At 72.1% G+C, this 13,316-nt stretch carries 15 protein-coding genes; 5 read left to right on the top strand and 10 right to left on the bottom strand.

All coding sequences use genetic code 11. From position 1 onward, the window contains the following. Window positions 1–105 precede the first annotated feature (105 nt). From ABZ449_RS16265 to clpS, 7 genes are all read right to left on the bottom strand, one after another. Complete coding sequence (locus ABZ449_RS16265) at window positions 106–1,074, bottom strand: cysteine synthase (RefSeq protein WP_360345966.1); 969 nt, start codon at window positions 1,072–1,074, stop codon at window positions 106–108. A 75-nt stretch (window positions 1,075–1,149) separates the two neighbouring features. Beyond that, complete coding sequence (locus ABZ449_RS16260; protein WP_030242903.1) at window positions 1,150–1,428, bottom strand: MoaD/ThiS family protein; 279 nt, start codon at window positions 1,426–1,428, stop codon at window positions 1,150–1,152. 123 nt (window positions 1,429–1,551) lie between these two features. After that, window positions 1,552–1,671: a putative leader peptide gene (locus ABZ449_RS16255; RefSeq protein WP_310593142.1), complete on the bottom strand. Its 120-nt coding sequence runs from the start codon at window positions 1,669–1,671 to the stop codon at window positions 1,552–1,554. Window positions 1,672–1,810: 139 nt separating this feature from the next. Next, window positions 1,811–2,242, bottom strand: coding sequence for a M67 family metallopeptidase (locus tag ABZ449_RS16250; protein WP_360345964.1), 432 nt, complete (start codon window positions 2,240–2,242; stop codon window positions 1,811–1,813). A gap of 178 nt (window positions 2,243–2,420) precedes the next feature. Continuing rightward, complete coding sequence (locus ABZ449_RS16245) at window positions 2,421–3,788, bottom strand: amino acid permease (protein WP_360345982.1); 1,368 nt, start codon at window positions 3,786–3,788, stop codon at window positions 2,421–2,423. A 347-nt stretch (window positions 3,789–4,135) separates the two neighbouring features. After that, window positions 4,136–4,708 (bottom strand): DUF2017 domain-containing protein, encoded by a 573-nt coding sequence (locus ABZ449_RS16240; protein ID WP_360345962.1) that lies wholly within the window; start codon window positions 4,706–4,708, stop codon window positions 4,136–4,138. Between the two features lie 149 nt (window positions 4,709–4,857). Further along, window positions 4,858–5,151: an ATP-dependent Clp protease adapter ClpS gene (clpS, locus tag ABZ449_RS16235; protein ID WP_360345960.1), complete on the bottom strand. Its 294-nt coding sequence runs from the start codon at window positions 5,149–5,151 to the stop codon at window positions 4,858–4,860. Between the two features lie 139 nt (window positions 5,152–5,290). On the opposite strand from clpS, the gene ABZ449_RS16230 reads away from it, so the two are divergent. Both ABZ449_RS16230 and ABZ449_RS16225 read left to right on the top strand, forming a co-directional pair. Then, window positions 5,291–6,625 carry a nicotinate phosphoribosyltransferase gene (locus ABZ449_RS16230; protein ID WP_360345958.1) on the top strand — a complete coding sequence of 445 codons (1,335 nt, stop codon included), beginning with the start codon at window positions 5,291–5,293 and terminating at the stop codon, window positions 6,623–6,625. A gap of 260 nt (window positions 6,626–6,885) precedes the next feature. Next, window positions 6,886–7,476 carry an isochorismatase family protein gene (locus ABZ449_RS16225; protein ID WP_360345956.1) on the top strand — a complete coding sequence of 197 codons (591 nt, stop codon included), beginning with the start codon at window positions 6,886–6,888 and terminating at the stop codon, window positions 7,474–7,476. 167 nt (window positions 7,477–7,643) lie between these two features. Here ABZ449_RS16225 and ABZ449_RS16220 read toward each other — a convergent pair whose 3' ends face one another. After that, window positions 7,644–8,654, bottom strand: a complete 1,011-nt coding sequence (locus ABZ449_RS16220) for a hypothetical protein (RefSeq protein ID WP_360345954.1) — start codon at window positions 8,652–8,654, stop codon at window positions 7,644–7,646. Window positions 8,655–8,910: 256 nt separating this feature from the next. On the opposite strand from ABZ449_RS16220, the gene ABZ449_RS16215 reads away from it, so the two are divergent. Together ABZ449_RS16215 and ABZ449_RS16210 are read left to right on the top strand one after the other, a co-directional pair. Then, window positions 8,911–9,600: a hypothetical protein gene (locus tag ABZ449_RS16215; RefSeq protein ID WP_360345952.1), complete on the top strand. Its 690-nt coding sequence runs from the start codon at window positions 8,911–8,913 to the stop codon at window positions 9,598–9,600. Between the two features lie 565 nt (window positions 9,601–10,165). Beyond that, complete coding sequence (locus tag ABZ449_RS16210) at window positions 10,166–10,606, top strand: hypothetical protein (protein ID WP_360345950.1); 441 nt, start codon at window positions 10,166–10,168, stop codon at window positions 10,604–10,606. Window positions 10,607–10,690: 84 nt separating this feature from the next. On the opposite strand, the gene ABZ449_RS16205 is transcribed toward ABZ449_RS16210, so the two are convergent. Continuing rightward, a complete protein-coding gene (locus ABZ449_RS16205; RefSeq protein WP_360345948.1) occupies window positions 10,691–11,287 on the bottom strand; it encodes a DinB family protein in 597 nt (198 codons plus the stop codon). Between the two features lie 206 nt (window positions 11,288–11,493). Here ABZ449_RS16205 and ABZ449_RS16200 point away from each other — a divergent pair, with 206 nt between their 5' ends. Beyond that, entirely contained in the window at window positions 11,494–12,075 is a 582-nt protein-coding gene (locus ABZ449_RS16200) for a GNAT family protein (RefSeq protein WP_360345946.1), read from the top strand. Between the two features lie 19 nt (window positions 12,076–12,094). Here the strand turns inward: ABZ449_RS16200 and mycP are convergent, their stop codons facing one another. Then, window positions 12,095–13,315, bottom strand: a complete 1,221-nt coding sequence (mycP, locus tag ABZ449_RS16195) for a type VII secretion-associated serine protease mycosin (protein WP_360345944.1) — start codon at window positions 13,313–13,315, stop codon at window positions 12,095–12,097. Window position 13,316 lies beyond the last annotated feature (1 nt).

Raw genomic sequence — 13,316 nt, 5'->3', positions numbered from 1 at the left:
GTCAGAAGGGTGTCCAGGTTCGTCTTCACAAACCAACCAACGGGCACCCTTCGTCATGGTCGCGGCCAGGTCAGCGATCGGACTCATTCATCTAGTCGGCCGGGGCTACGCCCAGAGCTGGCCCTGCAACGCCTCGACCGCGGCCTCGGTGGACTCGGCGGTGTAGATGCCGGTGGACAGGTACTTCCAGCCGCCGTCGGCGACCACGAAGACGATGTCCGCCCGCTCCCCCGCGGCGGCCGCCTTGCGCCCGACGCCGATCGCCGCGTGCAGGATGGCGCCGGTCGAGACGCCCGCGAAGACGCCCTCCTGCTGGAGGAGTTCGCGGGTGCGGCGGACGGCGTCCGCGGAGCCGACCGAGAAGCGGGTGGTGAGCACCTCGGCGTCGTACAGCTCGGGGACGAAGCCCTCGTCCAGGTTGCGCAGCCCGTACACCAGGTCGTCGTAGCGCGGTTCGGCGGCGACGATCTTCACGCCGGGGACCTTCTCGCGCAGGTAGCGGCCGACGCCCATCAGGGTGCCGGTGGTGCCGAGGCCGGCCACGAAGTGGGTGACGGTGGGCAGGTCGGCGAGGATCTCGGGACCGGTGCCGGTGTAGTGGGCGCCCGCGTTGTCGGGGTTGCCGTACTGGTAGAGCATCACCCAGTCGGGGTGCTCGGCGGCGGTCTCCTTGGCGATCCGGACGGCGGTGTTGGAGCCGCCGGCGGCCGGGGAGGAGATGATCTCGGCGCCCCACATGCGGAGCAGCTCGCGCCGTTCCTCGCTGGTGTTCTCGGGCATCACGCAGACCATCCGGTAGCCCTTGAGCTTGGCGGCCATGGCGAGCGAGATGCCGGTGTTGCCGCTGGTGGGCTCCAGGATGGTGCAGCCGGGGGTGAGCCGGCCGTCGGCCTCGGCGCGCTCGATCATGTGCAGGGCCGGGCGGTCCTTGATCGAGCCGGTGGGGTTGCGGTCCTCCAGCTTGGCCCAGAGGCTCACCAGGCCGTCGGCGTTGCCGGGAACGGCGGCGGACAGCCGCGGCAGGCGGACCAGCGGGGTGTTGCCGACGGCTTCGAGCGGACTGTCGTAACGCAAGGGAGGCCTCCGGCCAAGGCGGTGAGGATGGAGGGGCGGTTCCCCCGGCCGCGGTGGGCCGGGGGAACCGGGAGATCAGCGGGCGCCGCCGGCCACGGCGGGCAGGATGGTGACGCTGTCACCGTCGGCGAGGGCGGTGGAGATGCCCTCCAGGAAGCGGACGTCCTCGTCGTTCAGGTAGACGTTCACGAAGCGGCGCAGCTCGCCGCCCTCGACCAGGCGGGCGGCGATGCCCGGGTGACGGGCGTCGAGGTCGGTGAAGAGTTCCCCGAGGTTGCTGCCGTTGCCCTCGACGGCCTTGGCGCCGTCGGTGTAGGTGCGGAGGATGGTCGGGATGCGGACCTCGATGGCCATGGGTGCGCTCCTGTGCGAGTCGTGGAGTGAGTGGGCCGCAGCGGACGCGGCAGGGCGGGCACCCGGGGCTCGGCGTCGCCGGAGAGCGGCGGGCGGTGGCCCGGGGAGGTGGTGAAGCGGCTCTCAGCGCGAGCGCGCGGGCGTGCCGGGACAGATCGCGCCGGCGTGCCGGCACAGGTCGATGTGCAGGCGCGCCACGAGGCGGGTGCCCGGGGCCTGAGTGCTCACATCGACGGAACGCATGGGCTCATCGTATAGATTCCCGGCCCCGCTCCGACATGGCCGTCTCGGGATCCGGATGTTCCCGTTCCCAGGGCTGAGACGGCGGCGGCCCGCCGCCCCTCCGGGAGGGGTCGGCGGGCCGCGTGCGCGGGGGTGCCGGTCAGGCCGCGTAGGCCTCGACGACCTGCACGTCTTCCTCTGTGATCTCGCCGTCCACGATGCGGAACGAGCGGAACTGGTACGGGTCGTCCTCCCCGCTGCCTTCGGCGGTGGAGACCAGGACGTAGTGGGCGAACGGCTCGGAGGCGTAGCTCACGTCGGTGCGCGAGGGGTAGGCCTCGGTGGCGGTGTGCGAGTGGTAGACGATCACCGGCTCCTCGTCCCGGTCGTCCATCTCGCGGTAGAGCTTGAGCAGGTCGCCCGAGTCGAACTCGTAGAAGGTGGGCGAGCGGGCGGCGTTGAGCATCGGGACGAACCGCTCGGGCCGGCCGCTGCCGGCCGGTCCGGCGACCACGCCGCAGGCCTCGTCCGGGTGGTCGGCGCGGGCGTGGGCCACGATCCGGTCGCGGAGTTCTCGGGTGATGGTCAGCATGCGGGCCAGGATAGCCACGCCCCGGCGGCTGTCCGCCGGGGCGTCCGAGGCGCGGTCGGCGGGCGTCCACGTCCGGGCGGTGGGGTCCGCGTCCGGTCAGCGGGCGTCCACCTTCGGGCGGTGGGGTCCGCGTCCGGTCAGTGGGCGTCCACCTTCGGGCGGTGGGGTCCGCGTCCGGTCAGTGTGCGTCCACGTTCCCGTCGCCGGCGGGCAGCCGGTCCGGGGTGGCGCTGTGGAGGGCCTGCGGGTCACGGCGCTTGAGCACCCGGTAGCCGACCACCAGCAGCAGGGCCCAGCCCGGGAAGACGAACAGCGAGATCCGGTTGTCCCGGTCCAGACCGATCAGCACCACGACCACGGCGAGGAAGACGAGCGCGGCCCCGCTGACCCAGGCGCCGCCGGGCGCCTTGAAGCTGGGCGGCGGCAGGTGGCCGGCCCGCCAGGCCCGGCGGTAGCGGATCTGGGAGATCAGGATCATCGCCCAGGTCCACAGGCCGCAGACCGTGGCGACCGAGGTGATGTACTCGAACGCCCGGGCCGGGACGACGCCGTTGAGCACCACGCCGATGCCCATCAGCAGGCAGGAGACGGTGATCGCGAAGGCCGGGGTGCGGCGGGAGTTGAGCCTGGTGAGCCGCCCCGGGGCCTGTCCGCGCAGCGCGAGGTCGCGCAGCATGCGGCCGGTGGAGTACATCCCGGAGTTGCAGGAGGAGAGCGCCGCGGTGAGCACCACGAAGTTGATGATGCCGGCCGCCGCCGGGATGCCGATCTTGCCGAAGGCGGCGACGAACGGGCTGACGCCGGGCCGGAATTCGGTCCACGGCACGAGCGAGAGGATGACCACCAGGGCGCCGATGTAGAACAGCATGATCCGCCAGGGCAGCGTGTTGATGGCGCGCGGCAGGGTCTTCTCGGGGTTCTCGCTCTCGCCCGCGGTGACGCCGACGAGTTCGACGCCGAGGTAGGCGAACATGACGATCTGAAGGGTCATCACGGTGGAGCCGATGCCCTGCGGGAAGAAGCCGCCGTCCTGCCAGAGGTGGCCGAGCGACGCGGTGTCACCGGCCTTGCTGAAGCCGAGGGTCAGCACTCCGACGCCGATCAGGATCATGCCGATGATGGCGGTGACCTTGACCATGGAGAACCAGAACTCGATCTCCCCGAACAGCTTCACCGAGATCAGGTTGGCCGCGTAGAGCAGGACCAGGAAGGTCAACGCGCTGACCCACTGCGGTATGTCGGGCGCCCAGAACCGCACGTAGACGGCGGCGGCGGTGGTCTCCGCCATCCCGGTGACGACCCAGAACAGCCAGTACGTCCAGCCGGTCACGTAGCCGGCGAAGGGGCCGAGGAACTCCCGGGCGTACTCGGCGAAGCTGCCGGACACCGGGCGGTAGGTGAGCAGTTCGCCGAGCGCCCGCATGATCACGAAGATCACCAGGCCGGCGACGGCGTAGGAGAGGATCAGGCTCGGTCCGGAGCGGGAGATCGCGGTCCCGGCGCCGAGGAACAGGCCGGTGCCGATCGCCCCGCCGATCGCGATCATCTGGATCTGGCGGCTGCCGAGCCCGCGCTCGTAGCCCTCCGCATCCGGTGTGTTGTCGACCCTTTCGTCGTACAACTTCTCGGCCAATGTGCACCGTCCTGGTCGGTCTCGGGGGTGGAGAAGTCGTACCACGCGGAGTTCGGATAACGGTGTCCATCTGAGCGTTATTTGAGCATGACCTGGTATGTTTTGCCCGATTTTCATAAGAAATGCCCCGGCCGATGGTCCATATTCTGGACAAAACGGCCGGGGCTTGCCCGGAATCGGGCAGGATCACTCCGCAAGAGGTCGGTCCGCGCAGGATCGGCACGCGCAGGATCGAACGTGCAGGATCGACTCACGCGGACTCAGTCCGTCATGGCCTCCAGCAGCGACTCCTGCATGGCGCCCAGCCACAGGTACGCCATCACCAGCGGCTTGCGCTCGTCACCGTCCGGCAGCTCGTAGAGGCCGTCCTCGTCGTCCTCGGTGACCTCCAGCCGGACGCCGACGGCCAGCCGCAGGTCGTTCAGCGCGCCCAGCCAGCGCCGGCAGTCGGACAGGGCCAGCTTGAGCACCCCGCCGTCGCCGAGACCGTCCAGGGCCCGGACCACGAACAGCGCGTCCTCCCGCTTGCGGGCCCGCAGGTCCAGCTCGGTGAAGCGGCGGAACTCGCCGGAAGCGACCTTGGACTCCTCGTCCTCCGGCTTCTGCGGATCGCCGTAGGCGTCCGGGAAGAACCGGGCCAGCACCGGGTCGGCGGGGGCCTCGGTCGGGCCCTCGGCAAACAGCGCGGCCAGCGGGTCGTCACCCTCCCCGCCCGGGCCGGGGCCGATCAGCTCCAGCAACTGCACTTCCAGCGAGCGCAGGATGGAGGCCTCCCACTCGTCCAGCGCGATCGCCGCGCCGCCACCGCCGGTGCTCTCGAACAACCCAGCCATCTGTATCGGTCAGCCCGTCTTCGTCGTCTTCGGTCGTACGGCCGGCGGTTCCGCGCCCATCGGGCCGACCGGCCACCGGCCGCCTGCGCGCCGACCGTGTCGGCGCCTTCCCGCCGACGCCCGTCCTGCCGGCGCCGGTCGGGCCGGGGTCAGTCGTGCTGCAGCGTCGCCCAGAGGCCGTAGCCGTGCATCGCCTGGACGTCGCGCTCCATCTCCTCGCGGGAGCCGCTGGAGACCACCGCCCGACCCTTGGTGTGGACGTCCATCATCAGCTTCCGGGCCTTGTCCTTCGGGTAGCCGAAGTAGGCCTGGAAGACGTGCTGGACGTAGCTCATCAGATTGACCGGGTCGTTGTGCACGATGGTCACCCAGGGCGTGTCCGGCTCGGTCACCGGCACCCCTTCGACCTCCGGGCGCTCGATCTCCACGGGCGCGACGCTCACGCCGGCTCCTCCTCGCTGCACAGTCGTCCGTAACCCTCACGCCCCATGCTGCCATCCGGGGGACACCCGGGCGATTCCGGCCCGGCGCGCTCCATGAGAAATCGTCACTCTGACGCTAAGTGGTAGTAGCATCATCCGTATGGACGCCACTTCAGTGCGCGCGGCCGGCTCCACCGCGCTGCTCACCGACCGCTACGAGCTCACCATGCTGCAGGCCGCCCTGCGCAGCGGGGCCGCGCACCGCCGCTCCGTCTTCGAGGTGTTCACCCGCCGCCTGCCCGGCGGCCGCCGCTACGGCGTCCTGGCCGGCACCGGCCGGGTGCTGGACGCCGTCGAGAACTTCCGCTTCACCACCCCCCAGCTGGACTGGCTGGCCGACCAGGACGTGGTCGACGAGGACACCCTGCGCTTCCTCGCCGACTACCGCTTCAGCGGCGACATCCACGGCTACCCCGAGGGCGAGGTCTACTTCCCCGGTTCGCCGCTGCTCACCGTCGAGGGCAGCTTCGCCGAGGCCGTGATCCTGGAGACGGTGATCCTCTCGATCCTCAACTTCGACTCGGCCATCGCGGCCGCCGCCTCCCGGATGACCGCCGCCGCCGGCGGCCGCCCGGTGATCGAGATGGGTGCCCGCCGGGCCCACGAGCAGGCCGCCGTCGCCGCCGCCCGCGCCGCCTACGTGGCCGGCTTCGCCGCCACCTCCGACCTGGAGGCCGGCTTCACCCACGGCATCCCGACCACCGGCACCGCCGCCCACGCCTTCACCCTGGTGCACGACAGCGAACGGGACGCCTTCACGGCGCAGATCGCCTCCATGGGCAAGGGCACCACGCTGCTGGTCGACACCTTCGACCTGCGCGAGGCCGTGCGCACCGCGGTCGAGGTGGCCGGCCCCGAACTGGGCGCCGTCCGGATCGACTCCGGCGACCTCACCCTGCTGGCCCACCGGGTCCGCCGCCAGTTGGACGAACTCGGCGCCGACCGGACCAGGATCATCGTCACCTCGGACCTCGACGAGTACGCGATCGCCGCCCTGGCGGCCGCACCGGTGGACGGCTACGGCGTCGGCACCAGCCTGGTCACCGGAAGCGGTCACCCGACCTGCGCGATGGTCTACAAGCTGGTCGCCCGGGCCGAGACCGAGGGCGGGCCGCTGGTGCCGGTGGCCAAGCGCGCGGCCGGCGGCAAGACCAGCATCGGCGGCCGCAAGTGGGCGGCCCGCCGGCCCGACGCCGACGGCGTCGCCGAGGCCGAGGTGGTCGGCACCGGGCCCGTCCCGGACGAGCTGCGGCCGCACCTGACGCAGGTGCCGCTGGTGCTGAACGGCGTGACCGTCGGCCGGGAGCCGCTGAACGCCGCCCGCGACCGGCACGTGCGCGCCCGCGCCGCGCTGCCGCTGTCGGCCACCCAGCTGTCCAAGGGGGACCCGGTGCTGCCGACCGAACTGGTCCTGCCGGCGGGGTCGGCCCACTGACGGGAGCCCGGGGCGCAGCCGGGGCCGAGGCGAAATCCGCAGCCGGGGCAGGAGCCCGGCCCGGCGCCGGGCCGCCGGACCGGCCCCGGGGACTTCCGCCCCCGCGCGCCACTCCCTACAGTCAGCCGTAGAGTTCCCCGAGTTCCCCCGGAGCTCCCCGAGTACCCCCCGCGCCAGGCACGGCCGGGCCGCGTACTCCCGAGGGCTCCCCCACCGGGGCGCCGCCTCCCGCGGGCCCCCGAGATCCGAGGATGCGAGCCATGCACCGGGCACTGATCGTCGTCGACGTGCAGAACGACTTCTGCGAGGGCGGCAGCCTGGCCGTCGCCGGCGGCGCCGAGGTGGCCGCCGCCATCACCGACCTGATCGCCGAGTCCTCCCCCGGCTACCAGCACATCCTCGCCACCCGCGACCACCACATCGACCCGGGCGACCACTTCTCCGCCGAGCCGGACTACGTCGACAGCTGGCCGCCGCACTGCGTGGCCGGCACCGAGGGCGTGGGCTTCCACCCCAACTTCGCACCCGCCGTCATCTCCGGCGCGATCGAGGCGGTCTTCGACAAGGGCGCCCACTCGGCGGCGTACAGCGGCTTCGAGGGGCTGGACGAGAACAACCGCGGGCCGGTGGAGTGGCTGCGCGAGCGGCAGGTCGACGAGGTCGACGTGGTCGGCATCGCCACCGACCACTGCGTCCGGGCGACCGCGCTGGACGCGGCCCGGGCGGGCTTCACCACCCGCGTGCTGCTGGACCTCACCGCCGGGGTCGGCGCGGAGACCACCGCCGCCGCGCTGGCGGAGCTGCGGGCGGCCGGGGTCGAGCTGGTCGGCACACCGGTGGTCCGTTCGTAGCGGGTTCCGGGGCCTCGGGTGCGGCTCCGCGGTGGCGGGGCCGCGCTTGCGGGGGGTGCGCTCGGGGGCGGGTCGGGGAGCGGGGCGCGCTCGGGGGCGGGTCGGGGAGCGGGGCGCGCTCTGGGGCGGGCACGCGGGGCCGCTCTGGGGCGGGCACGCGGGGCCGCTCAGACCACCAGCAGCTCCACCACGTCCGTCCCGCCCGTCCGGTACGCCTCGCGCAGTTCGCCGCCGACCGCGTCCGGGTCGGCGGCCAGCCGGGCCGCGCAGACGTACACCACGCGGATGCCCAGGTACTCCATCCGGTGCTGGCCGCCGCGCACCCAGGCGGCCTCGCCCTCGCTCACGCAGCGCAGCTCCGGGTCCACCTCCACCGCGACACCCCGCTCCGGCCAGTAGAGGTCCGGGACGGCGATGTACGTGCCGCCGCGCATCCGCAGCTCGGGGGCGCTCAGCGGCGTGGGCAACAACCATTCCTCCACCAGGCGCCCCACCTGCTCCAGCGCCAAGTCCCGCTCGGCGGCGATCAGTTCGTCCAGCGCGGCGCGCACCCCGGGCTCGCCGGTCAGTCCGGAGTCGGTCAGCTCGACCACCAACTCCCGTACCGTGCAGTGGTTCCCGGGCAGGGCGACGGCCTCCCGCAGCACCTCCCGCACCGGAGCCGAACCGCCGGACGACTCCGCCGCCGTCCACTCGACCAGCGCGTCGGCGACCGCCCGGGCCACCGGCGCGCAGGCCAGTCCGTGCACCGAGCGCGCCACCAACTCCCGTTCGGTGCGCCGGATCCTGACCTCGCCGACGTCCTTCAGCCGGCGCTGCCGGGGCACCAGGACGTCCACCCCCGTCACCGCGGGCAGCCGGGGCACGACGGTGAAGCCGTACAGCGCCAGCGCGGCCGTACCGGTGATCACCGCACCCTCCCGGCGGCCCTCCTCGCGGCCGTTCTGCGCGGCGTACAGCAGCGCGGCCCACATCCGCTGCTCGGGGGTGGGCTCGCCCGCCTGTAGCAGGTAGACCCTCGGCAGCATCCGCCGCCACGGGCCGCCGCGGCGGCAGTGCTCGGTGATGATCCGGGCCGGCACGCCCCGGGCGCGCAACTGGCTCGCGGTGACGACGTTCTGTTGACGCTTCGCCAGCTCCTCCAGGGACGGCGGCGGCGACGGAATCCGGTAGCTCATGCCGACACCATCCCCAACCGCCCGGACCCGCGACCGGGACCCTGACGCACTGTTACTCAACCGTCGCGAAACCGGGACCAGCTCGCACTAAAGTCCTCATACCCTCACTCATTTGGAGTAATTGACGCTCATCAGGTTGTCATATGTGATCGAAAATGATCGCCGACCTGGTCGCCTGACCCAGAGTGATCAAAGGCATACGGCGAGGGACCCCCAAGGCGTCAATCCCGCCCCGGGGATTGCCTAGGCTTACGTCATGTCACGTGACGAGACCGCCGGCCTCCGCGCGGCCCAGCTCCGCCTCGGCCGTCTGCCCGGATACGTCCGCCGCCCGGACCCCGCCCGCCGCAGCGGCGAGAAGGGCCATACGTACAAGAAGGGCTGGGAGGTCCGCTTCACCGCCCGCAGTGAGGCCGAGATAGCAGAGATCCGCGACCTCGTGGTCGCCGCCGGGTTCGCCCCGGCCAGGCCCTTCTTCAAGGGCCACCAACTGATCCAGCCCGTCTACGGCATGGCCGCCGTACAGGCCTACCTGGCCGCTAGACAGGCCGCCGAGGAACACGCCGCCCGGGCCGCGCTCGGCCGCCGACGACGGGCCGCGGGACGGCCTGCCGGGGGGCACGCCCCCGGAGCCCTCACGGGCGGCGGACACGCGGCGGGGACGCACGGCTCGGGCGCGCTCTCGACGGGCGCGCTCTCGACGGGCGCGCACGGCTCCGCGACGCACGGCTCGGGCGCGCACGGCTCGGGCACGCACACCTCTGGCGCGGCGCACCGGCGCGAGCGCGAGGAGGCCGCCGCCGGGGCCGCCGCGGCGGCTGCGACCGCGGCTGCCGCAGCGGCACAGGCGGCCCGGCGGAGGGCCGTCGAAGCCTTCCCCACCCAGGTCGAACGGGGCACCGCCGCCGACCGGATCACCCCCACGGAGGCCCGGCCGACCTCCTGACCGGCGGCCGCTCCACCCGCCCTCCCGCCCCGGCCGGTCCCGTTCAGGCCGCCGGGGCGCGGTCGATGTGCCCGCCCCACCCCGCGTCCGCGGCGCGCCCACCCCGCCCGCTCCGCGCACGCCGTCAACGCCATGCGTACGAGCATCACCGTGATGACGAGCGCACCCCGTCCGTGGTGATCTCCGCGATGGTCGTGAGCGCGGTTGTGCGGGTGGTTGTGCGGGCGCAGGTTCGCGCCCTGAGCGTGGACGCCAGCCTCCCCAGGCCCTACGGTGTCACATCAACTGCCTTGCAGTCACAGCCGCCCTACACCCTCTGACCAGCTGCGACACGCTCGCACCTACGACTCCCACGCCACTGCGCAGCACTGCCCCGCCGGCCCTCGCCGGCCCCCGCCCGGCCGTCCCGCCGCCGCGCCGCACCCGGTCGCCACCGGAACCGGCCTGGCGGCGGCGGGTTCCGGGCATTCCATCGGATTGGTCACCCAGCGCACCGAGGGCCTACCGTAGAGTGAGCACAGATGATCGACCGTCAGAAACCCATCTCCCTTTCCGAGAAGCCGAGATGACCAACCGTCACGAGAGTTCCGTCGAGCCGCCCCCGGGGCCCGGCGAGCCGGCGGACGTGCCACTGGAGTTCACCGCGTTCTGCGAACTCCACCGCCCCCGGTACCTCAGCTATGCCCGCGTATGGCTGACCGAGCACAGCGCCGCGGCCGTCGCCGTCCAGCAGGCCTTCGCGGAAATCGCGGTGCACTGGCGGGAGTTGATGGGAAGCTCCAACCCGACCGCGCACGCCTGGGAGATCCTGCGCGGCACCGTCGCCCAACACACCCGCCAGGTGACCCCCGACCCGGACCGCCACCCGGCCGACGACGACCTGGCGATCCTGCACTACGTGGTCGGCCTCGCCGCCCCCGAGATCGCCGACGTCATCGGCACCGACGCCGCCAGCGTGGCCGGACGGCTGCGCCGCACCATGCTGCGCGAGGCCTCCGGCTGGTGACCCCGCGCCCCCGGCCCCGCCACCGCCCCCGGTCTGGCCGCAGACCGGCCGCCCCCAGACCAGCCGGCCACAGATCCGCCGGCTTCAGACCCGCCCGCCCGTCACGTCGAACAGATGGTGCACCGGGTCGTGGATCAGGTACCGGGAGAACGACTCGACCGTGAACCGCGCCCCGTCGCTGCGGTTCCCGGTCCGCCCCCACTGCTCCCCGGCCACCCGCTCGAAGGCCCCGGCGAGCCGCTCCGCGGCCTCCGCCAGCTCCCCGGCCACCACCTTCGGGTCCTGCTCCCCGTAGCGCTCGGCGACGGCCGTCTCGTCCTGGTCCCAGTTGGGGAACAGCGGGTCGTCCTGGTCCAGCATCAGACCCAGCCGGACGTCGAACAGCCGGAAGACGTCCCGGACGTGGCACGCGTACTCCAGCGCCGACCACACCCCCGGGGCGGGCCTGCGGCGCAGCCCGTCCACGTCCCCCGCCAGCACCGTCAGCCAGCCCTCCGCATTGGCCCTGACCATCCCGGCGACGTCCTCCCGGACCACCCGCGGGGTGTCCAACCCGCAGTCGGGACACGGGCGTTCCAGCACCCAGGTCCAGTCCTTGGTGTCCGGGACGATCCCGTGCCCGGTGCCGTCCGTGGCGGCGACCGACCTGTTCCCCGCCGGCGTGCTCTCAGGAGTGTTCATGAGCCCAGCATCTCCGCCGCCCGGCGGGCCCCACCAGTGGCAATGACGCCAGCGGTCGCCGAAATGCTGCCACCCCCGGCGCACCGACCGGCGCACTCACCCCTCACGCGCCCCCACCGCCCCGCACACTCCAACCCGCTGCGCGCCCGCACGACCAGGAGGAAATGCGTGGACGAACCGGAAGCCGACCGACCATCCTGAGTGCCATGACCGCCGACGCCACCCACCTCGCCGACCTCACCGCCCTCGCCGTGAAGCCCACCCTGCACGGCCCCACCATCCGGCTCGTCCCCCTCGACGAACGGCACACAGACCCGATGTGGGAGCTCTGCACCGACGAGGAGACCAACCGGCTCACCGGCACCCGCACCGCCTTCACCCGCGACCGGATCCACCAGTGGTGCGCCACCCGCCCCGCCCAGCCCGACCGCCTCGACCTCGCCGTCGAGGACCCCACCACCGGCCACTTCCTCGGCGAGACCGCCCTCACCGACGTCGACCCCGACAACTCCTCCGCCAGCTTCCGGATCGCCCTCACCCCGGGCCACACCGGCCGCGGCATCGGCACCGAGACCACCCTCCTGGTCCTGCGCCACGCCTTCGAGACCATCCGCCTCAACCGCGTCCACCTCGAGGTCTTCGAGTACAACGAACGCGCCGCCCACGCCTACCGCAAGTCCGGCTTCACCCTCGAAGGCCGCTCCCGCCAGGCCCACCACTGGGACAACCGCTACTGGGACGTCCTCCAGATGGCCGCCCTACGCGACGAATGGCTCGCCACCCACTGACACGCCCCCGACGGCAGCACTACGCCCGCCGCCGCGCCCGCACCACGAGCACCACGACGAGCGCCAGAACACCGATCAGCAGGCCCGCCAGCCCCACGAGGACCCAGACCCCGATCGCACTGCCGCTGCCCGCACTGTCCCCCTCCGGAACCATGGGCTCCACAGGGGGCTCGTCGGTCTCCTCAGCCACCGGAGGCGGCGTGCCCTTCGCCTCCATCCGCCCGATCAGGGGATTCTCCCGGGGCCCGCTGTCCACCGCGGGATTCGCCTCCAGGGCCTTCGCCGGCGCGACGAGCCCGTAGCCGTACTCGTTGTTGGGTACCGTCGTCCCACCGGCTGGGCGCGTGGCCGACTTGATCATCCGATTGATCACCTGCCCAGCGGACAGGTTGGGGTACTTGGAACGAATGAGCGCCGCAGTCGCCGAGACGTAGGCAGTGGAATCCGAAGTACCGTTCCTCCGCTCGTAGCCCGTCGAGGACTTCAGTGCGGAACGATAGATCCCTACACCGGGCGCGGTGAGCGTTGTCTCGACGCCCGACGTGGAACGCTCCCACACCACCCCGTTGGAGTCGACGGCTCCCACTGCTACGACGCCGGGGAAAGCAGCCGGATACTCGACCCCCAGGCCGGACCCACTGTTACCCGAACTGGCGACCAATACGATGTCCTTGGATACCGCATAGTTGACCGCCTTGCGCAGTTTCGAATCGTAGCGGGAGTAGCCTCCGAGGGAGATGTTGACGACCTTCGCACCGTGGTCCGCCGCGAAACGAATCGCATCCGCCAGGTCGTTCTGCTGCGGATCCGGAGTCGGCTGCGGGTCCAGGGTCGACTGAGAGTCCGGGCCGTCGCCGCCAGATTTGATCTTCACTGGAAGGATCTTCGCTTTCGGGGCAAGGCCCATGATCCCTTCTTGGGAGCCATGCCCATGCCCTGCGATCAGGCTCGCCATACCGGTGCCGTGTCCGTCATTGTCCACTCTGCCGTCTGTGTTGCCGCTGGAGAAGTCTCCTCCGGGAAGCACCTGTCCGGTCAGGTCCGGCTGCTCCGGGCTCACCCCCGTGTCGATTACAGCGACGACCACACCATCGCCCTGGCTCGTGGGCCAGACCTTCGTCTCTGCCTCGAACGCTTTCAGAGCCCACTGCTGGTCCCTGATCTGATCGGCCGATGCCACGGGCGCGGCGATCCCCCAGATCAGTGCTCCGGCGGCAAGGGCCGCCGTACCACGTGTCAAC

This window comes from Kitasatospora sp. NPDC005856 (assembly GCF_040629945.1).
GTDB lineage: Bacteria > Actinomycetota > Actinomycetes > Streptomycetales > Streptomycetaceae > Kitasatospora.
Note: the sequence above shows the minus strand (reverse complement) of the source record. Positions and strands in the feature narration are given on the sequence as shown.

Excerpts from the sequence above, each read along its gene's own strand:
- ABZ449_RS16220 (WP_360345954.1), bottom strand. The coding sequence starts at position 8,654 with ATGAGCTACCGGATTCCGTCGCCGCCGCCGTCCCTGGAGGAGCTGGCG.
- ABZ449_RS16240 (WP_360345962.1), bottom strand. The coding sequence starts at position 4,708 with ATGGCTGGGTTGTTCGAGAGCACCGGCGGTGGCGGCGCGGCGATCGCG.
- ABZ449_RS16210 (WP_360345950.1), top strand. The coding sequence starts at position 10,166 with ATGACCAACCGTCACGAGAGTTCCGTCGAGCCGCCCCCGGGGCCCGGC.
- ABZ449_RS16260 (WP_030242903.1), bottom strand. The coding sequence starts at position 1,428 with ATGGCCATCGAGGTCCGCATCCCGACCATCCTCCGCACCTACACCGAC.
- ABZ449_RS16205 (WP_360345948.1), bottom strand. The coding sequence starts at position 11,287 with ATGAACACTCCTGAGAGCACGCCGGCGGGGAACAGGTCGGTCGCCGCC.
- ABZ449_RS16255 (WP_310593142.1), bottom strand. The coding sequence starts at position 1,671 with ATGCGTTCCGTCGATGTGAGCACTCAGGCCCCGGGCACCCGCCTCGTG.
- ABZ449_RS16245 (WP_360345982.1), bottom strand. The coding sequence starts at position 3,788 with ATGATCGCGATCGGCGGGGCGATCGGCACCGGCCTGTTCCTCGGCGCC.
- ABZ449_RS16200 (WP_360345946.1), top strand. The coding sequence starts at position 11,494 with ATGACCGCCGACGCCACCCACCTCGCCGACCTCACCGCCCTCGCCGTG.
- ABZ449_RS16250 (WP_360345964.1), bottom strand. The coding sequence starts at position 2,242 with ATGCTGACCATCACCCGAGAACTCCGCGACCGGATCGTGGCCCACGCC.
- ABZ449_RS16225 (WP_360345956.1), top strand. The coding sequence starts at position 6,886 with ATGCACCGGGCACTGATCGTCGTCGACGTGCAGAACGACTTCTGCGAG.
- ABZ449_RS16230 (WP_360345958.1), top strand. The coding sequence starts at position 5,291 with ATGGACGCCACTTCAGTGCGCGCGGCCGGCTCCACCGCGCTGCTCACC.
- ABZ449_RS16215 (WP_360345952.1), top strand. The coding sequence starts at position 8,911 with ATGTCACGTGACGAGACCGCCGGCCTCCGCGCGGCCCAGCTCCGCCTC.